The organism is Patescibacteria group bacterium, from assembly GCA_041665345.1.
Taxonomy (GTDB): Bacteria; Patescibacteriota; Patescibacteriia; order PEXW01; family PEXW01; genus JBAYJA01.
This window is the reverse complement of record JBAYJA010000001.1, coordinates 656,829-677,802: the sequence shown is the minus strand read 5'-3', so window position 1 is coordinate 677,802 and position 20,974 is coordinate 656,829. Positions and strand designations below refer to the sequence as shown.

The following is a 20,974-nucleotide window of genomic DNA, read 5'->3' as shown; positions in this document are numbered from 1 at the left end:
GGTCATTACTTCCAGGTTTTCCAGAAGGCTCTTCCTTCACCCCAAACTTTGTTCAAGTGATTGAGGTCGCGTTCGGTATCGACGCACTCCCAGTTGCGAATACCCTTGAACACCATGACTTCACCCAGTGGGACCAGTTTCTCAAAAGTTTCGTACTCAAGGTCGCAGTTTTCATCCTCGCTAAGATACTGGAATAGACGCTTATCGAAAATAAAGTAGCCCCCATTTATAAGTCCCACCGAAGATTGAGGTTTCTCCTTGAAGTCCATCAGCTTGCCGTCAGTTTCCATAATTTCTCCGAAGCGAGCTGGAGGGTGCACCCCAGAGATGGTGAGAATTTTTCCGTGGGATTTATGGAATTTTACGAGTTCGTTTATATCAATTTCTGCAACCCCATCGCCATAGGTCACCATGTTCACGTCATCGTCTAGGTACTTTTCAACGCGTTTCAGCCGAGCACCCTTCAACGTGTTCAGGCCAGTATCAACCATAGTTATATTCCAGTCCATTTCGTCGTGCGAGTTGAGCGTTTCCACCTTTTTGGTACCAAGGTGGATGCTGAAGTCTGTGGCGCAAAAGTGGTAGTTGTGGAAGTACTCCTTGATGAGTTCCTGCTTGTAGCCCAAGCTCAGAACAAAGTCCTTGTACCCGTAATGCGAGTACATTTTCATGATGTGCCAGATGATTGGCCGATCGCCAATACGGACCATTGGTTTTGGGGTGAGTTCGCTAATAGTTCCTAGCCTCGTGCCAAACCCCCCAGCCAATATGATAACTTTCATATACTTTTAAGAAAAACGAGAAAGGAATTCATCGAAGGCACCGCAGAGGTACTCCACTTGCTCATCCTTCAAGCCATGGTGTGATGCAATCACAAAGGCATTGCGCATAATTGCGAGTGTATTTGGGTACTCAGGTTGAGCAAGTCGGTGCGGAATATGTCCGTACCCCGGCTGCAACAGTATGTTCCCAGTGAATACTGGACGAGTCTGGATATTTTTCTGCTCGAGGAAAGTGATGAGTTCAAGCCGTGAGAAGGGTGCATCTGGCTTGATAAACAGCGGGAAAGCTAGCCACACAGTTTCTGTTTTTGGTGTTTGAACTGCGAGGTCAAAGAATTTTGTGTATTTCGACGCAAAGTAATTGTGTAGCGTGTTGTAGTGTTGCTTTCGGGCGGCGGCGAAGGTTGGGAACTTCTGCAACTGGACGAGTGCAAAGGCGGCCGAAAGCTCAAGCGGCAAAAAGTTATATCCGATTTCGCTGAAGATGAACTTGTTGTCGTAGGGGACACCGCCAAGTTCGCCTTTGAAGCGGTTCTCAAGGAGTTCGGAATTTGCTTTTTCGCCAAAAAGCGATGACTGACGTCCCCAGCCGCGTAGGACGAGCAGACGATCTGCCCATTGGTCATCGTTAACGCAAATCATTCCACCGCCACCCGCGCCATTGATGATGTGTGAGCCGTAAAAACTCGTGGTGGTAATGTGTGAGTACGTTCCAGTTGGTTTGCCGTCGTACTTTCCGCCAAGTGTGTCGCAGGAGTCCTCAATGAACCACAGCTTATACTTTTCAGCAAGCGCCGCTAATGCCTCCAGGTTTGGAATATTCCCCATGAGCGAGGGAATCATGAGCACTTTGGTTTTTTCGGAAATTGCTGCTTCTACCTGCCCAATATTCACAACGAGCGTCAGGGGATCGACATCTACGAATACCGGCACAAGACCCTTTTGAATAATCGGAGCCACCGTTGTTGCAAACGTAAGGATGGGAGTAATAACTTCGCTGCCCGCGGGAAGTTGGAGCAGTTCGAATGCCAGAAGGTTCGCCGAGGATCCGGAATTCACCATGACTCCATGTTTCTTCCCAAAGAGTGTTGCCACTTTTTCTTCAAAAGTTTTTGTCTTTTCGCCAATCGCTGTGTTACCTTTCAGTACCTCAACTACTGCGTCAATTTCTTCTTGACCGTGAACAGAGTAACCGTAGGGTACTCGTATTGGTGTGGTGGATTCCATAATGTAGCCTGTAAATGAGAAGTGTGAAGTATTAGTATTTTAGCAAAATTTGAAAGAATAGATAGCTATTGTGTGTACTTATAGGGAAGAACGTAGTCACAAACGGTTTGATCTGCTTTTACTTTGTAGTTGTAGGCCTCGAGGTTTGCCTCCACATCAAATTCAGCCGCCCGGATAATATGGTCGCGACTGGTACCATGAATGAGAAAATCGATTTCAACGAGATACTTTCCTTCGGTGAGATTGATTGGGCCAGTTTCGCACACAATTTTTCCCCGTGGGGCAATACTCGGGTTAATAGTTTCTGCTGCGACCTCAGTATCTAAGCGAAGTACGGTTTGCTGTGAGAGCTCACTGCTCACGGTTATAACCACGCGCGCGTCCTCTATTGAGTTTGGTATGTTGCTTGTGTATTCTAAATTGAATCGTAAGGAGTCGTTACTCTTGATAAGTCCTGAGCCTTGTATATTCGATATTTTGATATTAGTAAAGTGGACACTCCCAACTCCTGCGCGCGCTTCAAGTTGGGGGTTTTGCAGTGGTGTGGATTTTTCCGTGAGGTAGTGCTTTATCACTTCTGCAGTTGGGCCAATATGTCTGATGTGGCCGTGGTCAAGTGAAATGGCACGATTACAAAGTTTTTGGACGGCGATGAGGTTGTGGCTTACGAAGAGTATAGTTCGACCTTCGGATTTGGTTATGCTCTCCATTTTTCCTAAGCATTTTTTTTGGAATTCAGCATCACCGACGGCCAACACTTCATCAATGATAAGGATGTCTGGTTCCATATGTGCTGCCACCGAGAATGCCAGCCGGACGTGCATGCCAGAGGAGTAGCGTTTTACTGGAGTATCTAGAAATTTTTCCACACCAGAGAATTCGACGATTTCATCAAATTTCTTAATAATTTCTTTTTTTGACAATCCGAGAATTGAGCCATTGAGAAAAATATTCTCTCGCCCAGTTAGCTCAGGATGAAAGCCAGTTCCGACCTCAAGTAATGATGCAACCTGCCCGCGAATAGAAATTTCGCCTTTGGTGGGCGCGGTAATTTGCGAGAGGATTTTTAGTAAGGTTGATTTCCCTGAGCCATTTGGGCCAATGATGCCAATCACTTCTCCTTTTGTTACTTCAAAATTTATATCTTGAAGTGCCCAAAAATCTTCTTTCTTTGGTGTTTTTTCGCTCGCACCAAATGGTTTTTTAAAAAATTCAACAGCAGTTTCCCGAAACGTTTGGTAGGAGGAAGTTTTGTGCCTAAGTATATAGCTCTTTGAAAGGTGTTCGACGTTGATAATAGGGGTTGGCATAGGTATTATGCAACGTCAGCAAAAATCCGTTCGGTTCTGCGAAAGTAGTAGATTCCCAAGAAAAAGAAAAACAATGCAGCCACGAAAGAAATGAGTAGAAGGTGAAAGTTCACCGGCTTGGTGTGTATGAACACGGACCGGGCCGTTTCTATGATGCCAGTCATTGGATTGAGTGCAAGCAACCACTGATACTTTTCCGAGAGTAACGTAGTCGGGTATATCACTGGCGTTAAATACAGCATGATTTGAATGAAGAACGGTAGTGCGTACCGTATGTCGCGGTAACGGACATTAATTGCAGCAAGTAGCGAACCAACGCCAGAGGCTGTAAGGAAGGAGAGTAGAATGAGTATGGGAAGGTAAATGAGTGATTCCCATGAGGGCGTGAATTTGTAGAACACCATCATGCCGCCAAGGATGACCAGCGCAATGAAGAAGTCAACAATCGGAGTTATCGCGGGTGAAATTGGGAGGATGAGTCTTGGGAAGTATACTTTCTTAATTATGTTCTCATTATCAATGAGCGAATTGCTGGAATTTGTTAGTGAGGTTGAAAAGTAGTTCCAGAAAAGGAGTCCTGAGAAAACGAAGATTGGGTAAGGGACACCGTCAGAGGGGACTTTCGCCAATCCGCCGAAAAACACAGAGAAGATAACCATTGTGGTAAATGGCTGAATAAGTGCCCATAAAATGCCAATAACTGCCTGCTTGTAGCGAACCTTAATGTCTCGCCAAGTGAAGGTGTAGAGCAAACCGCGGAAATGCCAAAGTTCACGAAAATTTATGGCAATCCAGCCTTTGGTTGGGCGTATTGTGATACTTTTCCCTGTGTATTCAGGCATGTACGTGTTCGCTGTACCAGTCAAGAGTTTGTACGATACCTTTGCGTAATTTGATATTCGCCTCCCAACCTAAATTATTCACCTTTGTTACGTCAAGAAGTTTCTGCGGCATACCATCCGGCTTTGAGCCATCCCATACAATTTCGCCAGGGTACTTGCTCACCTCTTTTATAAGTTCGGCAAATTCTCGGATACTGACGTCTACGCCAGTTCCAATGTTTACAATTTCAGGGTCGTTGTACGTGTTCATAAGGAAGATTGCGGCTGATGCAAGGTCATCCACATGCAGGAACTCCCGTCGTGGTTTCCCTGTGCCCCATACGGTTATCGTCGGCGCATTACTGGCTTTTGCTTCATAGAATTTACGGATGAGTGCTGGGAACACGTGTGATGTTTGGAGGTCAAAATTGTCATTCGGGCCATACAGGTTCGTCGGCATAATGGAAATGAAGTTGTCACCGTATTGCTTGTGAAAAGCCCGGCACATGAGAATGCCGGCAATTTTTGCTGCTGCGTATGGTGCATTCGTCTCTTCAAATTTTCCAGTGAGGAAGTACTCTTCCTTCATTGGTTGCGGGCAATCACGCGGGTAGATGCAGCTACTGCCCAAGAAGAGGAGTTTTTTCACATGCACGTCATGTGCAGACTTTATGACATTGTTCTGGAGCGTAAGGTTCTCATAAATGAAGTCCGCACCTTTCGTGTTGTTCGCGTGGATGCCGCCGACTTTTGCTGCTGCCAGAAAAACGTAGTTTGGCTTTTCGGTTGAGAAAAATGTTTGGACAGCGTCAAATTGCAATAAATCAAGCTCCTCACGAGTCTTGAGAAGTAGATTCGTATACCCTTGAGCTATTAAATTTCGAACTATTGCAGAGCCAACCAGGCCCCTGTGCCCTGCTACAAATATTTTTGCGTCTTTCTCCATAGGGCTACTTCTTCTTTTTCTTCTCTGTCGCGTAGTCCGACTCGACCATAAGCTTGATGAGTTCTGTAAATGTCGTTCGTGGTGTCCAACCCAATTCACGTTTCGCTTTACTTGCGTCGCCAATCAGGAGATCAACCTCAGCTGGACGGAAGTACTTTGGATCAATAGCGATGATGGTTTTCCCCGTGACTTCGTCGATACCCTTCTCATCAAGCCCTTTCCCTTGCCAGATAATCCTCATCCCAAGATGGCTTCCTGCCTCTTCTATGAGCTGTCGGACACTATGGGTTTCTCCAGTTGCTATGACGTAGTCTTTAGGTTTCGGCTGCTGGAGCATTTTCCACATAAATTCTACGTAGTCCTTCGCGTAGCCCCAATCTCGTTTCGCATCGAGATTCCCCAAGTAGAGCATTGTGTCAAGTCCTAGTTTAATTCGTGAAAGGCCGCGTGTAACCTTGCGGGTAACGAACGTTTCGCCTCGGCGGGGTGATTCATGGTTGAAAAGAATACCATTACACGCATATAATCCGTAACTTTCCCGAAAGTTTACGGTTATCCAGTACGCGTACACTTTCGCGACGCCGTAGGGACTCCTTGGGTAAAAGGGTGTCGTTTCTTTTTGTGGCGTTTCCTGAACCTTGCCGAACATTTCACTTGACGATGCTTGGTAGATACGAGTTTTGATTCGGGTATCACGGATTGCCTCGAGTAATCGGGTTGTCCCCAGGGCGTCTACGTTTCCCGTGTACTCTGGCATGTCAAAACTGACCCGCACGTGGCTTTGTGCACCAAGGTTGTAGATTTCGTCTGGAGAAATTGTTTCAATCAACCGAAACAGATTAGAGGAATCAGTCAGATCACCGTAGTGCAAAATGAGACTCCGATTTGGTATGTGTGGATCCTGGTAGATACCTGCTAGCCGTTCGGTATTGAAGGTTGATGCTCGGCGGATGAGGCCATGTACTTCATAGCCCTTTTCGAGGAGGAGCTCAGCGAGGTATGAGCCATCCTGACCAGTAATTCCTGTAATGAGTGCTTTTTTCATAAAACGAATATATTCTAAAGCCCAACAAATGAACTCAAAGAAGCTTTTTTACTATGCTGTATTTTTAATAATATGTCAAAGGGTTTATGATTTGCGTGGTTCTTCAGTTTATAGAAATTTTTTGGAATTAACGTATTTACCCACACACAATGACACTTCGGTCAATCATACGCTATACTGTTAAGCGATGGCCATATCTTTTCTGATGAAAAAAAGTAAGTTTTCGCCTTTTTTTGTAGCAAAAAGTACTGTTGCTGCAGTGCCAATTTTCGTACTGCTGTTTATCCTTAACCAAAACTTTGCCTTTTTTGGAAACCATAAAGTCTCCATTACCTCATTTACGGATCTTCCGTCTAGTGTCCAATATATTGGTGCGGGAGAAATTGGTTTGGTTTCCACCCCTGAAGGTCTGAGAACCCGTCCGTATAAGGATCGGGTGGACTTAGCTGTCACGCTACCTCGTGGTTTTGAGACGATGACAATGCGAGCGGAATTTTCTGCTGATCCCTATGCAACCGTAGCATTAAGTGCGAAAGTTCCCGTGAATGCCAAAAGTATGTCATCATCCTTTCGGCTGCCAATAGCGTATGGCTTAGAATGGCGTCGCTTAGAGTTAGGGGATGGTGCGCTGTATATTAAAAACCATCCTGAGATTCAAAGTCTTGACACCTTTTGGGAGTCTTTAGAAAAACAGAAGAAGGTATATTCAATCCGTGATGGTTTCCTTGGGTACATTCCGCCCACTACATACAATGCCCACGCGCAAATTCGATCCGTTCGAGTTCCTGGCGGTTTTCGGGGTAATTTTACTGTAAGTATGTATTTTGATGGTCGACCTCAGCAAATTACTTTTGATAGCAAAATTGCGTATGCTTCCAGCGGGAAAAAAAATTTGCAGGTGGAGCTTGAATATCGGGGAGTGGTTTTGGTGACGAAAAGTATCCCAGAAGTAGTGGGGTTGACACAGAAGAATGTTTTGGAAGTCCCAAAAGGCGATCCAGGTTTTTATACCCTTCGGTTCATTCAGTATAGTGAAGCAACAGTGGTGAGCAATCTTCGATTTCAAGGTGATGCAGTTGAATTGAGTAAATACCTCTTTTTCGATCAATCATCCACACCAGTTAGGCTCTACTCAAATTGTACCGATTTGTCTGTGCAGGCGGTTCATGCCCTTGGATTGCAGAGTCCAATTTGGGTAAATGGGCAGGAGGTAAAGCTTACTGAAGTAAAAAAACCACAAAAAGTGAGTCTTCGATCTGATATGAATACACTTCAGCTTCCGCACGCAGACGTCATCCTTTCGAATACATGCGGTTTTATGCTTCAACCAAATAGTGATCTTCGAAAAGCGTATGCCAATGTATATCAACGCATTACCGTCGTCCCCCAGATTTCTGCTGCAACGGTAGAGGCAGCTGATTTTCTCTTTGATCCGCTCTCGTCAGCGAGCATTGAAAACGAAAAAGAGGGGAGTTATTCAGTCGAAAAAACTTTTGATTTGCACAGCCTTAGCGCCGTAGGAAAAAAATTCACTTTCTCACTTGAAGTCCAGGGTTTACTTTCTCGACCAGAGGCCTTTATCCATTTGAAGAATGTTACTTTTATCGCGCATCGGCCGTCATTTATATTTGCGGACATTTCTAAAGCTTTTCAAGCATTGTTCTAGGTATTGACGTTGTATGAAGAAAATTACATTCTCTATCGTTTGGCCCTTCTCAGGATCAGAAATGCGTGAGCTCCTCTCATTTGCGTTCCAGGTTTCACTCGTTGCATTTTTAGGGTTCTACCTCATCGACAATCTCAGAACTGGATTTGTTAGTAATTTTTTTAACGTATACATTTTTTTGTGGACATCAATAGTATTTGGGGTTCTTACAACTGCTTGGCCAATGATAGTACCCGAAGCAAAGTCGGAAGAAAAGTTGACCTGGAAAGATTTCACTCGGATAACGCTCTTCGCCCTTGGCACGGCTGCATTGGTATGGTATAAAACCTCATCAATTGGCTGGCTGGCAATGGTCATTGCCGCCTTGAGTGGCTTAATAGTTTTAGGCTTGGGACTGCTAGTGTATTTAAATAAGGATAAGTAATTTTTTATTAGTATTGTACCTATGAAAATACTTCAAGGAGTCATAATAAAAAAACTCATAACCCACGCGGATGATCGTGGCTTTTTTCGTGAAGTCCTGCGGGATGATGACAAATTGTTATCAAATTTTGGGCAAACGTCAGTTACCGTAACCTACCCAGGGGTTATAAAAGCTTTTCATTACCATGAAAAACAGGACGATCTTTGGTATGTGGCCAGCGGCATGGCGCAGGTTGTTCTCTACGATACGCGGAAAGACTCGCCGACGTACAAGCAAACGCAGGTTCTTTACGCGGGTGAGCAGAATCCTGTACTGATTAAAATCCCAATTGGCGTTGTCCATGGGTATCGGGTGCTAGGCGATAAGCCGGTCATGCTCTTCTACCACACTACTATGAGTTACGACCCCAAGAGCCCAGACGAAAAGCGCATTCCATTTGACGATCCAGAAATTGGTTTTGATTGGACAACCCAAAATCGATAGGATTCAAGCACCCTTGACCTCTATTTGGCAAGCGATATACTGGGTTAGACAAGGGGTTAACCCATTGATTTTATGTCTTCATTAACGAAAGAGCATTTTGACCAGCAACTCGGCCTTTTGGACCGGCGTTTTAACGATTTTGATGGCCGCTTTACTGGGGTTGAGAAACGTTTAACGGGTCTTGAGGCTGGGCAGACGAGCTTAGAAACCAAGTTTAGTGGTGTTGAAGGCCGCCTAACTGGTGTTGAAAATCGTCTGACAACGATTGAAGATCGTTTGACGGAACATAATAAACGATTTCAACGAATTGAATCAACCTTGGAAGCACTGGTGCAATCAGTAGATCGTTTTTCCAAGATTTATACAGATATGAACCAGGAGTTTGTGGTAATGCGTCAACATTTACGTGACGTTGAAGTGCGGGTAGAGCAGTTGGAGTTGAAGCTGAAATCGGCGTAGCGTCCATGAAACTCTTCATCACCCCGCACCACTCTCCCTCGGCAGACTCGGGTTCAGATGCGGGGCAGGCTGGCGGGACTTGGAATTAGCCTCATTACAATATGAAATTATTTGTGACAGGTGGTGCCGGGTTCATTGGCTCCAATTTCATCCATTACATTCTCCGCGAACATCCCGAAGATACGGTGGTGAATTTTGATAAGCTTACGTACGCCGGCAACTTGGCAAACCTGAAGGATGTGGAAAATGACCCACGGTATAGCTTTGTGCAAGGGGATATTGCGGACATTGAAGCAGTGCGAAAGGCTCTGCCAGCGGATTGTGACGCTATTGTAAACTTCGCAGCCGATACGCACGTGGACCGTTCCATACTCGATCCCGAAGCTTTCTTGAAAACTGATATTTTTGGCACCCGCGTACTCTTGGAAGTTGCGAAAGATCGGAAGCTCAGGCGGTATGTCCAAATTTCTACGGATGAAGTGTACGGCGACATTGAACCCGGGCAGTTTTCGAAAGAAACGGACAAGCTTCATCCATCCAGCCCCTACTCAGCCTCGAAAGCAGCGGGGGACTTGATGGTCCTGGCGTACGTTCGGACGTACGGGATTCCCGCGGTCATTACCCGTTGCACAAACAATCTTGGACCCAACCAGTACCCCGAGAAGTTTATCCCGCTCGCTATTACCAATCTCGTTGAGGGAAAAACTGTTCCTGTTTACGGCGATGGCATGCAAGTGCGCGACTGGCTTCACGTGGAAGACCACTGCCGAGGGATTGATCTTGCTTTACGAAAAGGTCGGATTGGGGAAATCTACAACTTTGGCGCGAACCAAAATCCCGAGTGGCCGAATGTGACGATCCTTGACGCAATTTTGAAGCAGCTTGGCAAAGGTGAAGAAATGAAAGCCTTTGTGAAGGACCGTGAGGGGCATGACCGGCGATACGCGGTGGACATTACTAAATCCACAAGTGAGTTAGGCTGGAAGCCAACCTGGAGCCTTGCAGAGGGTCTTCAAGCTACTATCCAATGGTACGTTGATCATCCAGAGTGGTGGAAACCCCTGAAGAGCGGAGAGTATTTGGCATACTACAAGCAGCAGTATGAGCATCGAAAACAGTCGTAAGCTGTAGAGCCTTAAGCCGTAGGCTAGTGGGTTGACCAATTGGAATCCAGGGATATACTGTCCACAGGCAAGAGGGTTTACTCACCCCTTTTTTTCTATGTCCCCAAAAAAATCTTCAATTGATGATGTTTTAGAAGCTGTTCATGCGCTTTCGGTGTATGTTGACAAACGTTTTGATACCCTTGAGGCTAGGTTTGATGGACGAATAAATGGTCTGGATACACGATTTTCTGGTGTCGAAAAACGATTAATGTCAGTAGGATCCCAAATGGTAACCAAGGATTACCTTGACGGCAAGCTTGCTGATTTGCGAGGTGATTTAACGTTGTTGACGCGAAAGGAGGATAGCAAGTTACTTGCTATCGTGGATTTACTGTACGGCAAACGGATTATGACGAAAACTGAGCGGCAGCAGATTATGGCGCTGGAGCCGTTCGCTCAGTCTGCGTAAAGAACTATTCTTATGTCCACTTCACACAGTGTGCAACGTGGTAAACCTCGGAAGCCGAAGGCGGCAAAGGGGTGGCAAGGTTTTGATGACTGTCCTATCTGCCAAGCCATGCAGAATGGCACAGCTAATAGTGTGGAAGGCCTCATGGCCGCATTCCAGGCAGCGAAACGGAAGTATCTAGAAGGGAGCTTCGTTACCAAGAAGGTGAAATAGCATTATCAATGTTTTCCGTTGCAATGTGGGGTCTTTTTTGCTATACTTGGAATATGAAATTGAAGCTCAGTAAGGAACTTTTTTGGGACACAAACGTGCGGGATATTGACGAGCGCAAGCACGCCGATTTTATTATTGGGCGGGTGTTGCAGTATGGAGACCTGAATGACTATAAAATCTTGAAAGGGATGTACTCCTTACCGAGAATAAAAAAAATTGCATCGAAGGTCCGATACATTGATAAAAAGTCAAAGATTTTTTGGCAGCTCATACTCAATTTTTCATGGCCATCCACCCGGAAGTCATTACTGCACGCGCCTACCGCCTTCTCGCAACGATAGGGCGCGAACCGTCCCTGAAGGCATTTTACCTGGCTGGGGGTACAGCCTTGGCATTGCAGCTAGGTCATCGTGTCTCGGTAGATTTAGACTTTTTTACCCCGAAGCATTTTTCTGTTCCGGTTCTGCGCAAGTGCCTGCAATCACTCGGCAGATACGAACCGGTGCTGCAGGAAGCTGACACTCTCATTGCTCGGGTTGATGGGGTAAAAGTAAGTTTTTTTGCGTATCGGTACAGGCTCCTTTTTCCATTTCTGAAAGATCAGGGAGTGTCCCTTGCTGATCGACGAGATATTGCCTGTATGAAGCTCGATGCCATCTCTGACCGTGGCAGCAAGAAAGATTTTGTTGATCTTTATTTTTTACTACAGGAGTACAATCTGTCGAAACTTTTTACCCTTTTCTCCAAAAAGTATTCCTCGGTCCATTTTAACACCGCTCATATACTGAAGAGCCTGGTCTACTTTGAGGATGCGGAAACAGAACCAATGCCGAGGATGCTCTTACCAGTACCTTGGAAAAAAATACAAGCGGCTATCATTCTAGCGGTGCGGGAGACAGCTATGGTAAGTTTGGAATAGAATAGGAGATGCAAAAAGTAATTGTCACCGGTGCTAAAGGCATGCTAGGGCAAGAGATTGTCCGGGTGTTTTCAGAAAATCCAGGGTACAACGTGGTTGCCTGGGATATGGAGAATTTGGATATTACTGATGGCCGAAGTGTCACGGTCAAACTCACCGCAGCGGAGCCACAGATTGTCATTAACTGCGCGGCATACAACAATGTTGATGGCGCTGAAGTTGCTCCCGAGAAAGCAAAGTTACTCAATGCAACCGCGGTTGCACATCTCGCCACGACCTGTGCGGAACTTGGCGCAACTCTTGTTCATTTTTCTACAGACTACGTTTTTGCCGGGACAAAGCAGGGTGGGTATGTGGAAAGTGATACCCCAGATCCCGTGAGTGTTTACGGGCAGTCAAAAGCAGACGGCGAACTTGAGGCAGCAAAAAATCCACAGCATTACGTCGTCAGACTCTCACGACTTTTTGGCAAACCAGCGAAATCTGAAAATGCCAAACGGAGTTTTGTGGACGTTATGCTCCAGCTAGCCAAAGAGCAGCCAACTATTGAGGTAGTCGAAGCGGAATTTTCCAGCCCAACCTATGCACCTGACCTCGCGGAGGCGACGCTCCACCTTGTCCAATCTGAAGCACCTTTTGGGATATACCATCGGACGAATGCCGGGGCGTGCACCTGGTATACTTTTGCCCAGGAAATTCTCCGGGTGGCAGGGCGATCCGTGCCGGTGACGCCTGTCCCGCCCGAAAAGTACCCACGACCGGCAAAGCGGCCAGGGTTTTCCCAATTACAGACGACAAAGCTCCCTGCTCTGCGTCCGTGGCAGGAAGCACTTGCAGACTATTTGAAAGGCTCAGGCACCGCCTAGAGCCATTGCTGGCCTTTGGGAGGCTGCTAGAATGCGAATATGCAGCTTTCACCTTCAGTCAAACGTATCTTGGGGATAGTCGCCATCTGGCTTGGCTTGTTTGGGGTGTTCAGCATTCCAGCCTGGCAAACTCTGCAGTGGCCAGTCTTCAGTTCCCCGGATGAAACGGCAAACTACAGTTTTGCCCAACAGGACAAGGCTACCAGTCAAACGAAGATCCCAACAGTACTCCCTGGTGCATCTCGGAGTGTCCTGAATAACGGCACAGCGCTCGTCCCAGGAAGTTTCGTCTTCTTCCCACACCTGCTTGGATTCATTGGAAAAGTCTTGGGCACGTTTGGCATGCTCATGTTTGGACCCGCCTTAGCATCAACAGCAATGCTTGCTTGGTGGTCCTTACTTAAACGAAGTTTTGGCTCAGCGGTTGCGTGGTGGAGTACTGTTATTCTTGCCAGCTTCCCCACATTTTGGTTCTACGCCGGTCGGGGGATGTGGCAAAATGGCGTGTTCACCAGTCTGCTCATTCTGGGTTTGTGGTGCGGGCAGCAGACTTGGCGCACGCGGTGGTGGGGGAGTGCAATGCTTACGGGTTTGGTCTGGGGAACAATGCTGGCAATTCGTCCCAGCGAAGTCTCGTGGGTGGTTCCTGGTCTCATTGTTTTTGCCCTGCTCTCGTGGAAGCACATTCCGTGGCGCATGACGCTCATCGCCGGTGCGGTTGCTCTGGTGCCCATGCTTGCACTCTTCGTCTTCCAAAAGCAAACGTACGGTGAGCTGGCAGCGGTTGGGTACCGAGCCAACGGTGCTTTTTCGCCGGCGCCAATTGTGCAAGAACTCAACACGTTCCAGCAGGTGAAGAATGTCTTCTTTCCGTTTGGGACAAAACCTGGAGTGGCGTGGGAGCGGTTGAAAGTATACGCGGTTGGGCCGTTGGGGTACATCCTGATCCCTGGAGCAGTTGGCATTTTTTGGCTTGGACTCCAAAAGTGGAGAGACCCAACCCATCGAGCCGTGCTGGGTGGCTCGCTGGTGGGAGGGCTGCTCCTGGTTATTCTCTATGGGAACTACAAGTTTGTGGAGTTCCCGGCGATTCGTGAACCAGTGCTGGACTTGTCCTACCTTCGGTACTGGTTACCACTTGTTCCGCTTGCAGCGCTCGGGTGCGGGTATGCCTTAGGAAAGTTGCAGGTGAAAAGTCAGGTCACCTGGCGGTTGAGCTGGGTGCTGGGAGGAGCAATGCTTGTGGTTAGTACGTGGCTAGTGTTGAATGATTCAACCATTGGCATCCTCCACACGTGGCCGCGGGTGGCAGAAGCCCAAGCACAATCACGGTGGTTAGTGGAGCAGATTCCTGCTGGTTCGGTTGTGCTGGCTGGAAGCCGGGACAAACTGGTTTTCCCTCGCCGCCATGCAATTGGTTTTGATGGCACTATTCCACCTGGCGACGAACAGTATACGAATTTGCCAGCTGGTACTCGGTTGTTCATCACCCTTTCCAATCCTGACCAGCAATACTTGGTATCCCAGCGATTTCCTGGCAGAAAGCAAAGCAGCCCGTTGGTGGGACCCAATGGGATAACCTTGGTTGAACTTAGCCAGTAGGCTTTTTAGAAAACCTGGAGCTGTACCCAGCGGAGAATTTTGCCGTCCTCCAGTAGAAACTCAAGTACACCCTCAGTTGAAGTTTGGCTCACAGCCACACCTTTTTCCAAGGGGATATCCAGCACGGTGTTGTGTGGAATGTGCCGGATGAGCAATCGGTCAGCCCGCGCAATGCTTACCGTTTCCCTGCCCAGATGCGTCACGCCAAAGACTGGGGTAATCCAGCGGGAAGCCGTGGTACTTGCACCATCTGCCTTCCCAATCATCGCGGAAAACGCATTGATGAAAAGTACATCAGCCGTGCCCGGAATGCGTTGGGCAGTATGCGCCAGCAATGGCAGCGTCAGGACGTCGGATGCCTGCTCACCCCGGATCCAGAGTGAAGAGTTTGAAGTTGCATCGCTAATCCACAGCACTTGGTGATCCCCAAAGAGTTTGGGGGTTTTGATGCTCGCTGGTAGTTCCTGCGTGCTCATGGTTTTCAGTTGGTCATTCAGCCGAAGCAGAGCAAAACCGGTTGGGGTTTGGACCAGGGAAAAACTTTTTCCATTGTTCAAGACCGCTTGCTTCAGGTTTTTTACTGTTGCGGTAACCCAGGTGTTCCCACGCAGCAGCGCTAGGCCGGTTGGCGTGGTTGCAAGGAGTGTGTCACCATCTGCGCTCGCAAAGCGCACAGCAGCGGGTGGAACGGGGATTTGTTTCCATACCCCTTGGCGTGAGCAGGTGCCAAGCACAGTATCGTCTTTCCCCAAAACCACCAGTCTCTGTCCCTGGCTATCCCATACAAACGTTTGTCCTTCGGGAATGCTCGTACAGGTGACCAGTGTGGTTGGCGTTGTAATTGTCAGTGTCGAACCCTGCCGCCACGCCACACTTCCACCCTGGGGGGCAAACTTCGCTCCAGCGCCAATTGCTGTGCGAACAGTTTCGAATGCAGGTGTTCGGAACAGCTGCACCGGGTCAAGGATGGTTGCTTCACCATCACGAACCCGAACTTCCTGCTGCCACGGTTCATATCCCGGAGCTGAAAGACTGAGCTGGTACGTACCAGGACGCAAATTCCGGATAGACGTCGGCAGGGATTTTGTCCGCCCGGGCTCAGCATTGACTTGAATGAGGACAGACTTGGGTTTGCCGCTAAGGACAATTGCTCCGGTTTTGTAAAAGTCTAAAGATTTTGGATCAAAACGAAACCCACGGCTGTAGGCCACGGCCAAAGGGGCGCAGACCAGAAACAGGCAGATGAAGGTCAAGGCAAGGAGACGACGGTGGAGTAACCGCATATTCGCAGCATAGCATATTCGAAGGTTGCTATTGACTTTTTCGACCTTTTCTGTATACTTGGACGTTCTCTATCATGTCTCTTAAAACTTAAAAAAACAGAAGTTTGAAATAAGGAGTTACCCATGAGTACGAAGAAAATTGTTGAAGATGGCCTGCCCACTACTCAGCCCTACTTTCTCCCACTCAAGCCTTTTGACCCAGAAAAGTTCCTCGGGGTAGGCTGGAAGGTAATTGAGGTTCTGCACCCACGCACGGACAGTATCCTGGATGCCACCAAGATTATCACCAAGGTTTACCTTCAGCCAGGGGAGCGCTGGATTACCGCTGACGAGCACCTCCATCGCATTAAGGCGAGCGCAGCTGATTGTAAGCCTCAGCTGGGTGCGGCAGACGGTCGGGCGCTGTATGAGGAAGAGGGTCGAGTTACCCTCCGTTGGCTTAACAAGACAAAGGGCATCAAATCCCTCTCGTGCTGGAACACGATTCTGCAGGATCCGGCCGGTCACCGCAGCGTCCTCTGTCTGGACCAGGACAGTGACGGTTCCTGGCGCTGGGAGCGCTGCTATTTGATCGACGTCCACGGCTGGGATGCTAGTTATCCCGCGGGTCTGCTCGATGAAGTTTCATTGTAGGCAGGTATCAGCCCTTTATTTTACGTAGTACGAAATCCCGGATCTTCCACACTTTGGAAGACCGGGGTTTTTCTATATCTGTGGGGTAGCACATTGCAAAAACTTTCGGTATACTCACAGGGATATGCCTTCCTTTCGCATTACCGGCGGGACTCCTCTCACCGGTCGAACCCGTGTGGCCGGAGCCAAGAACGCTGCAACCAAACTTATGGTGGCAACGCTGTTGACCGATGAGCCATGTCGGATTGAAAATTGCCCGCAACTGGGGGACACGGACATTACGGCTGAGCTGCTGCAGGGCATTGGGGCGCAGGTTGAGTGGGAAGGGAATACCCTGCACGTCCACACCCCAACCATCAAAAATGCCGAGGTGCGGGCCTTGAGCCGGAAGAACCGGATTCCCATTTTAGCCATTGCCCCACTGCTGCACCGGGGTGGACATGCCGAAGTTCCGGTGTTGGGTGGAGATAAAATTGGCCCGCGTCCAGTTGACTTCCACCTGACTGCCTTACGGGACATGGGCGCAAAGGTGGAACAGACTGACACCGCATACATTGCTGATGCTTCGCGTTTACATGGGGCGACCTTTCGTTTGCCATTTCCCTCGGTTGGCGCAACGGAGACTGTGCTGTTCGCCTCAGTTTGCGCAAATGGGCATACGCGTTTGGAAAATGCAGCGGTGGAACCAGAGATTACCGAGCTGGTCATGTTTCTCCAAAAAATGGGAGCGATTATCCACCTGGGTGCAGACCGGGTGATTGAAATAGACGGGGTGCAGAAGCTCCATGGTGCCACGCACCGGGTGCTGACGGATCGGAATGAAGTTGTGTCGTTTGCTGCCGCAGCTATTGGTACGGGCGGGGATATTTTCATTGAAGGCGCAGAGCACCAGCATTTGATAAGCTTCCTTAATGTCGTTCGCAAAATCGGCGCGCACTACGAGGTGCAGCCAGATGGGATTCGCTTCTGGCGCCAAGGTGCACTGCAACCCGTGTCCATTACTACCGATACCCACCCAGGCTTCATGACTGATTGGCAGCAGCCAATGGTAACCGTCTTGACGCAAGCGGAAGGCGTTTCCCATGTGCACGAAACCATTTACGAAGATCGTTTTGGTTATACCCGGGACTTGTGCAATATGGGTGCAGATATTGGAGTTTCTGCTGAATGCCCAGTCGCAGAGTGTCGCTTTGCCGGTCGCCACGCACAGCACTACGCCACAATTACCGGTTCAACCCCGCTGCACGCAGCAACATTGGAAATCCCTGACATCCGTGCAGGTATTGCCCATGTTATAGCAGCACTCATTGCCCAAGGGACATCCACAGTGAATGGGATAGAACATCTTGATCGAGGGTACGTCCAACTTGAAGCTCGCCTCCGCCAATTAGGTGCAACCATTACCCGAAATGACTGAGACACCCGTCCAATTTCCGTTACCCACCCCACGCCGTCGGCGAGCGGGTTTTTGGGTTTTCCTTGTTTTGGCGTTACTCCTTACGGGTTTTGTGAGTGGGTATGGTTCAGCGATGCAGAGCTTTGGTGGAAAGACCGGCGTTTCGGCCTTGCAGGAACGGCTGGGCGTGCAACCGGCAAACCAGGCAGTGCTTGATAAAACCCTGGAGAGCATTCAGCAAAGCTACGTTCAGCAGCCAGTGGATCAGTCTGCGCTTTTCTACGGTGCGCTGTCTGGGATTGTCGACAGTCTGGGTGATCCATACTCATCATTTTTCACCCCAACTGAGGCCAAGCAGTTTGCAGCGGATTTGAACCTGAGCATTGAAGGTATTGGCGCGGAAATTGGTTTTAAAGAGAAGAATCTCGCCATAATTGCGCCACTTCCAAATTCTCCGGCCGAACGTGCCGGCTTACAGCCAGGTGATTTGCTGGTAAGTATTGATGGTCAGGATGTTACCGCTTTGAGCCTTGACGAAGCTGTGCAGCGTATTCGTGGGAAAGCTGGGACAAAAGTGGTTATCATTGTCGTTCGCAATGATGCAGAAAAAACGTTTACCGTTACCCGAGAGAAAATTACCTTGGATACAGTCATCACCAAGCGGCTGGAGCCCAATCTTGCATACATTCGTTTGGTCAGTTTTAACGATCAGACCCTACCAGAATTAGATGCCGCAATTCAGGATATCTTACTGAAGCCACCTGCGGGTATCATTCTGGATGTCCGGAGCAATCCCGGTGGCCTGCTGGACGCTGCCATTGAGGTTACTGGTGAGTTCATTGGGAAGGAAGTGGTGGTTCGGGAGCGTGATGCCAAAGGGGAAGAGCAGGTGGAACGTTCTACCCGCAGTGCCCGTTTTGGGGATACACCCATGGTGATCTTGGTGAATGGGGGCAGCGCCTCAGCCTCAGAAATTGTGGCCGGCGCCCTGCAAGACGCCAAGCGCGCAACCGTGGTTGGGACAAAGACCTTTGGCAAGGGAAGCGTGCAGACCCTGGAAACGTTGCCAGATGGTTCACAGTTGAAGTTAACCATTGCTCGCTGGTATACCCCTTTGGGTCGAACCATTGATAAGGCGGGCATTGTCCCGGATGTCGTGGTGGAAATCCCTGAAAAAGCAGCAAGTGGCGCTGATGCGCAGCTGGATCGGGCAGTGAAAATCTTGTCAGAAAAGCCATGAAAGTGATTTTCACCAAAGCGCTGCAGTCGCACAAATCTGGGGACATCGCTGAGGTGGCCGAAGGCTACGCAAGGAATTTCCTCTTCCCTCGTAACGTTGCACAGCCGGCAACGGCAGATCATTTGGCAGCCCATGCGGCACGCGTGCAACGTGAGCAGCACACCAAAGTCCAGGCGGCACAGCAAGCCGAGGCCGTGCTGGGGTTGCTTCACGGCAAGACATTCAGCATCCCTGCAAAAGCAAATGCGCAAGGCACACTGTACGCCGCGCTAACGCCAAAGCAGATCGCCACGGCTCTGGCCACACAGTGCGGTATGCCCATACCCAAGAGCGTGCTGCGGCATATCCCAACCCTCAAAACCGCTGGGTCGCACACAGTGCATTGCCCCGATACACATCCCGCAATTTCCTTTATACTATCCGTATGACCGCTGCGCACAAAACCTCCTACATTTTCGTCACGGGTGGGGTGTGCTCTGGTTTAGGGAAGGGGATTGCAGCGGCGTCCATTGGTGCAATCTTGAAAGCCAGTAAGCTGGAGGTTTTTTCCATAAAATTTGACCCCTACCTGAACGTAGATCCAGGCACCATGAACCCCTACCAGCATGGGGAAGTTTTTGTGCTTGATGATGGCACGGAGACGGATTTAGACTTGGGGCACTATGAGCGCTTTTTGGATGTCCGGCTTTCTCGTTCATCTTCGGTTTCCACCGGCCAACTGTACCAACGAGTCATTTCCCAAGAGCGTGCAGGGAGGTATTTGGGGAAAACCATCCAGATAGTACCGCATATAACCAATGCCATTAAACAGTCTATCCAGGATGTGGTGGCAGAGCAGCAACCAGATGTGCTGATTATGGAAATTGGGGGGACGGTTGGCGATATTGAAGGTGAACCATTTTTGGAAGCCGCCCGACAAATGCGGAATGAATTTGGGAACCAGGTGCTGTTCGTTCATGTGGCGCTGCTACCCTTCCTCAAGGCTACCCGAGAGTTAAAAACCAAACCCGCACAGGCCTCGGTTCGGGAATTGCAGCGGGCGGGGATTCAGCCTGACGTGATCATTGCCCGGGCTGACGAACCAATCCACAAGGAACATTTGGAGAAGCTGGGTCTTTTCTGCAACGTTCCGCTGACTTCGGTCATTCCTGCACAAACTGCGAAGAGCATTTATGAAGTACCCTTGCACTTGGAAAAGTACCAAATCTCCAAAACGATTTTTGCTCACTTTGGCATGCCTAAGAAGAAGCCAGCCCTGGCACCCTGGAAAGAGCTGGTGAAGCGGGCGCGGAACGGGAAACCCACGGTGCACATTGCCGTGGTGGGGAAGTATACGGAGCTTGGGGATGCCTACCTTTCGGTCATTGAAGCACTCCGCAGTGCCTCGTACGCGCAGAGCGTCAAATTGGTTGTGGATTGGGTGGATTCTGTTGGCCTTGAAGAGAAGGATTCCAAGGAGTGGGGGAAGCTCAAACGTAGCCACGGTATCTTGGTTCCAGGCGGATTTGGCAACCGCGGCATTGAAGGCAAAATTTCCGCGGTGCAGTATGCACGTGAGAAAAAGGTCCCGTACTTTGGGCTGTGCTTGGGAATGCAGATTGCCACCATTGAATTTGCACGGCATGTGGCAGGGTTAGCCGGAGCCACGAGCACCGAGTTTGACCCCGAAGCGAAAGTTCCAGTGATTCACATTATGCCTGATCAAGAGAAGAAAATGCTCAGCCAAGATTACGGTGCCACCATGCGTTTAGGGAGTTGGCCATGCAAAATTACCCCCAAAACGCTGAGCGCGAAGGCATACGGTACAGCGCAGGTGCAGGAGCGACATCGGCATCGTTTTGAATTGAATAACACGTACCGCGAGCAGTTGGAAAAAGCTGGGCTGATTATCGCTGGCACCTCGCCAGACGGTCATCTTGTGGAAATAGTGGAAGTGGCTGATCACCCCTGGTTCGTGGGAGTTCAGTTTCACCCAGAATTTACCTCTCGGCCCATCCAACCCCAGCCGTTGTTCCTGGATTTCCTGGGTGCCTGCAAAAATGCTGCGCGGGCAAAAGGCGAATAGAAAAAAAGAGCTGAATACG

Annotated in this window: 23 protein-coding genes; 16 read left to right on the top strand and 7 right to left on the bottom strand. The window is 49.0% G+C overall.

All coding sequences use genetic code 11. The annotated features are described in order from the left end of the window. Window positions 1–5: 5 nt before the first annotated feature. The 6 genes from WCV85_03550 to gmd all read right to left on the bottom strand — a co-directional run bounded on the left by WCV85_03550 (window position 6) and on the right by gmd (window position 6,131). On the bottom strand, window positions 6–782 hold the full coding sequence (locus WCV85_03550; GenBank protein MFA6473928.1) for a sugar phosphate nucleotidyltransferase: 777 nt from the start codon (window positions 780–782) through the stop codon (window positions 6–8). Window positions 783–788: 6 nt separating this feature from the next. After that, window positions 789–2,009: an aminotransferase class I/II-fold pyridoxal phosphate-dependent enzyme gene (locus tag WCV85_03545; GenBank protein MFA6473927.1), complete on the bottom strand. Its 1,221-nt coding sequence runs from the start codon at window positions 2,007–2,009 to the stop codon at window positions 789–791. Between the two features lie 65 nt (window positions 2,010–2,074). Further along, window positions 2,075–3,319 carry an ABC transporter ATP-binding protein gene (locus WCV85_03540; protein MFA6473926.1) on the bottom strand — a complete coding sequence of 415 codons (1,245 nt, stop codon included), beginning with the start codon at window positions 3,317–3,319 and terminating at the stop codon, window positions 2,075–2,077. 5 nt (window positions 3,320–3,324) lie between these two features. Further along, the gene (locus WCV85_03535; GenBank protein ID MFA6473925.1) at window positions 3,325–4,161 is read right to left on the bottom strand and encodes an ABC transporter permease; all 837 of its coding nucleotides are present in this window, start codon (window positions 4,159–4,161) and stop codon (window positions 3,325–3,327) included. After that, the gene (locus WCV85_03530) at window positions 4,154–5,086 is read right to left on the bottom strand and encodes a GDP-L-fucose synthase (GenBank protein MFA6473924.1); all 933 of its coding nucleotides are present in this window, start codon (window positions 5,084–5,086) and stop codon (window positions 4,154–4,156) included. The genes WCV85_03535 and WCV85_03530 overlap by 8 nt, the downstream gene beginning before the upstream one ends. Window positions 5,087–5,090: 4 nt before the next feature. Further along, window positions 5,091–6,131: a GDP-mannose 4,6-dehydratase gene (gene gmd / locus WCV85_03525; protein MFA6473923.1), complete on the bottom strand. Its 1,041-nt coding sequence runs from the start codon at window positions 6,129–6,131 to the stop codon at window positions 5,091–5,093. Window positions 6,132–6,318: 187 nt separating this feature from the next. Here gmd and WCV85_03520 point away from each other — a divergent pair, with 187 nt between their 5' ends. From WCV85_03520 to WCV85_03470, 11 genes are all read left to right on the top strand, one after another. Next, window positions 6,319–7,797, top strand: coding sequence for a hypothetical protein (locus WCV85_03520; GenBank protein ID MFA6473922.1), 1,479 nt, complete (start codon window positions 6,319–6,321; stop codon window positions 7,795–7,797). Between the two features lie 13 nt (window positions 7,798–7,810). Then, window positions 7,811–8,221: a hypothetical protein gene (locus tag WCV85_03515; GenBank protein MFA6473921.1), complete on the top strand. Its 411-nt coding sequence runs from the start codon at window positions 7,811–7,813 to the stop codon at window positions 8,219–8,221. Between the two features lie 21 nt (window positions 8,222–8,242). After that, the gene (locus WCV85_03510) at window positions 8,243–8,704 is read left to right on the top strand and encodes a dTDP-4-dehydrorhamnose 3,5-epimerase family protein (GenBank protein MFA6473920.1); all 462 of its coding nucleotides are present in this window, start codon (window positions 8,243–8,245) and stop codon (window positions 8,702–8,704) included. Window positions 8,705–8,776: 72 nt separating this feature from the next. Further along, window positions 8,777–9,163: a hypothetical protein gene (locus WCV85_03505; GenBank protein ID MFA6473919.1), complete on the top strand. Its 387-nt coding sequence runs from the start codon at window positions 8,777–8,779 to the stop codon at window positions 9,161–9,163. Window positions 9,164–9,264: 101 nt separating this feature from the next. Continuing rightward, window positions 9,265–10,287 (top strand): dTDP-glucose 4,6-dehydratase, encoded by a 1,023-nt coding sequence (gene rfbB, locus WCV85_03500; protein ID MFA6473918.1) that lies wholly within the window; start codon window positions 9,265–9,267, stop codon window positions 10,285–10,287. A gap of 97 nt (window positions 10,288–10,384) precedes the next feature. Continuing rightward, window positions 10,385–10,738: a hypothetical protein gene (locus WCV85_03495; protein ID MFA6473917.1), complete on the top strand. Its 354-nt coding sequence runs from the start codon at window positions 10,385–10,387 to the stop codon at window positions 10,736–10,738. Window positions 10,739–10,750: 12 nt separating this feature from the next. Further along, window positions 10,751–10,951: a hypothetical protein gene (locus tag WCV85_03490; protein MFA6473916.1), complete on the top strand. Its 201-nt coding sequence runs from the start codon at window positions 10,751–10,753 to the stop codon at window positions 10,949–10,951. 53 nt (window positions 10,952–11,004) lie between these two features. Further along, window positions 11,005–11,292 carry a hypothetical protein gene (locus tag WCV85_03485; GenBank protein ID MFA6473915.1) on the top strand — a complete coding sequence of 96 codons (288 nt, stop codon included), beginning with the start codon at window positions 11,005–11,007 and terminating at the stop codon, window positions 11,290–11,292. Beyond that, a complete protein-coding gene (locus tag WCV85_03480) occupies window positions 11,235–11,870 on the top strand; it encodes a nucleotidyl transferase AbiEii/AbiGii toxin family protein (GenBank protein MFA6473914.1) in 636 nt (211 codons plus the stop codon). The genes WCV85_03485 and WCV85_03480 overlap by 58 nt, the downstream gene beginning before the upstream one ends. A gap of 8 nt (window positions 11,871–11,878) precedes the next feature. After that, the gene (gene rfbD, locus WCV85_03475) at window positions 11,879–12,736 is read left to right on the top strand and encodes a dTDP-4-dehydrorhamnose reductase (protein ID MFA6473913.1); all 858 of its coding nucleotides are present in this window, start codon (window positions 11,879–11,881) and stop codon (window positions 12,734–12,736) included. 39 nt (window positions 12,737–12,775) lie between these two features. Continuing rightward, on the top strand, window positions 12,776–14,338 hold the full coding sequence (locus WCV85_03470) for a glycosyltransferase family 39 protein (GenBank protein ID MFA6473912.1): 1,563 nt from the start codon (window positions 12,776–12,778) through the stop codon (window positions 14,336–14,338). 5 nt (window positions 14,339–14,343) lie between these two features. On the opposite strand, the gene WCV85_03465 is transcribed toward WCV85_03470, so the two are convergent. Then, window positions 14,344–15,621: a PEGA domain-containing protein gene (locus tag WCV85_03465; protein MFA6473911.1), complete on the bottom strand. Its 1,278-nt coding sequence runs from the start codon at window positions 15,619–15,621 to the stop codon at window positions 14,344–14,346. 123 nt (window positions 15,622–15,744) lie between these two features. On the opposite strand from WCV85_03465, the gene WCV85_03460 reads away from it, so the two are divergent. From WCV85_03460 to WCV85_03440, 5 genes are all read left to right on the top strand, one after another. Continuing rightward, window positions 15,745–16,254 (top strand): hypothetical protein, encoded by a 510-nt coding sequence (locus tag WCV85_03460; protein MFA6473910.1) that lies wholly within the window; start codon window positions 15,745–15,747, stop codon window positions 16,252–16,254. A 124-nt stretch (window positions 16,255–16,378) separates the two neighbouring features. Continuing rightward, window positions 16,379–17,671, top strand: a complete 1,293-nt coding sequence (gene murA, locus WCV85_03455; protein MFA6473909.1) for a UDP-N-acetylglucosamine 1-carboxyvinyltransferase — start codon at window positions 16,379–16,381, stop codon at window positions 17,669–17,671. Beyond that, complete coding sequence (locus WCV85_03450; protein MFA6473908.1) at window positions 17,664–18,890, top strand: S41 family peptidase; 1,227 nt, start codon at window positions 17,664–17,666, stop codon at window positions 18,888–18,890. The genes murA and WCV85_03450 overlap by 8 nt, the downstream gene beginning before the upstream one ends. Then, window positions 18,887–19,318: a 50S ribosomal protein L9 gene (rplI, locus tag WCV85_03445; protein ID MFA6473907.1), complete on the top strand. Its 432-nt coding sequence runs from the start codon at window positions 18,887–18,889 to the stop codon at window positions 19,316–19,318. The genes WCV85_03450 and rplI overlap by 4 nt, the downstream gene beginning before the upstream one ends. Then, the gene (locus tag WCV85_03440; GenBank protein ID MFA6473906.1) at window positions 19,315–20,955 is read left to right on the top strand and encodes a CTP synthase; all 1,641 of its coding nucleotides are present in this window, start codon (window positions 19,315–19,317) and stop codon (window positions 20,953–20,955) included. Before rplI ends, WCV85_03440 begins: the two co-directional genes overlap by 4 nt. Window positions 20,956–20,974: the final 19 nt, after the last annotated feature.

Coding starts and splice junctions, on each gene's coding strand:
- WCV85_03470 (MFA6473912.1), top strand. CDS start 12,776: ATGCAGCTTTCACCTTCAGTCAAACGTATCTTGGGGATAGTCGCCATC.
- WCV85_03545 (MFA6473927.1), bottom strand. CDS start 2,009: ATGGAATCCACCACACCAATACGAGTACCCTACGGTTACTCTGTTCAC.
- rfbB (MFA6473918.1), top strand. CDS start 9,265: ATGAAATTATTTGTGACAGGTGGTGCCGGGTTCATTGGCTCCAATTTC.
- WCV85_03485 (MFA6473915.1), top strand. CDS start 11,005: ATGAAATTGAAGCTCAGTAAGGAACTTTTTTGGGACACAAACGTGCGG.
- WCV85_03480 (MFA6473914.1), top strand. CDS start 11,235: ATGGCCATCCACCCGGAAGTCATTACTGCACGCGCCTACCGCCTTCTC.
- gmd (MFA6473923.1), bottom strand. CDS start 6,131: ATGAAAAAAGCACTCATTACAGGAATTACTGGTCAGGATGGCTCATAC.
- WCV85_03535 (MFA6473925.1), bottom strand. CDS start 4,161: ATGCCTGAATACACAGGGAAAAGTATCACAATACGCCCAACCAAAGGC.
- WCV85_03515 (MFA6473921.1), top strand. CDS start 7,811: ATGAAGAAAATTACATTCTCTATCGTTTGGCCCTTCTCAGGATCAGAA.
- WCV85_03465 (MFA6473911.1), bottom strand. CDS start 15,621: ATGCGGTTACTCCACCGTCGTCTCCTTGCCTTGACCTTCATCTGCCTG.
- WCV85_03450 (MFA6473908.1), top strand. CDS start 17,664: ATGACTGAGACACCCGTCCAATTTCCGTTACCCACCCCACGCCGTCGG.
- rfbD (MFA6473913.1), top strand. CDS start 11,879: ATGCAAAAAGTAATTGTCACCGGTGCTAAAGGCATGCTAGGGCAAGAG.
- WCV85_03440 (MFA6473906.1), top strand. CDS start 19,315: ATGACCGCTGCGCACAAAACCTCCTACATTTTCGTCACGGGTGGGGTG.
- rplI (MFA6473907.1), top strand. CDS start 18,887: ATGAAAGTGATTTTCACCAAAGCGCTGCAGTCGCACAAATCTGGGGAC.
- WCV85_03520 (MFA6473922.1), top strand. CDS start 6,319: ATGGCCATATCTTTTCTGATGAAAAAAAGTAAGTTTTCGCCTTTTTTT.
- WCV85_03550 (MFA6473928.1), bottom strand. CDS start 782: ATGAAAGTTATCATATTGGCTGGGGGGTTTGGCACGAGGCTAGGAACT.
- WCV85_03490 (MFA6473916.1), top strand. CDS start 10,751: ATGTCCACTTCACACAGTGTGCAACGTGGTAAACCTCGGAAGCCGAAG.
- WCV85_03460 (MFA6473910.1), top strand. CDS start 15,745: ATGAGTACGAAGAAAATTGTTGAAGATGGCCTGCCCACTACTCAGCCC.
- murA (MFA6473909.1), top strand. CDS start 16,379: ATGCCTTCCTTTCGCATTACCGGCGGGACTCCTCTCACCGGTCGAACC.
- WCV85_03495 (MFA6473917.1), top strand. CDS start 10,385: ATGTCCCCAAAAAAATCTTCAATTGATGATGTTTTAGAAGCTGTTCAT.
- WCV85_03540 (MFA6473926.1), bottom strand. CDS start 3,319: ATGCCAACCCCTATTATCAACGTCGAACACCTTTCAAAGAGCTATATA.
- WCV85_03530 (MFA6473924.1), bottom strand. CDS start 5,086: ATGGAGAAAGACGCAAAAATATTTGTAGCAGGGCACAGGGGCCTGGTT.
- WCV85_03505 (MFA6473919.1), top strand. CDS start 8,777: ATGTCTTCATTAACGAAAGAGCATTTTGACCAGCAACTCGGCCTTTTG.
- WCV85_03510 (MFA6473920.1), top strand. CDS start 8,243: ATGAAAATACTTCAAGGAGTCATAATAAAAAAACTCATAACCCACGCG.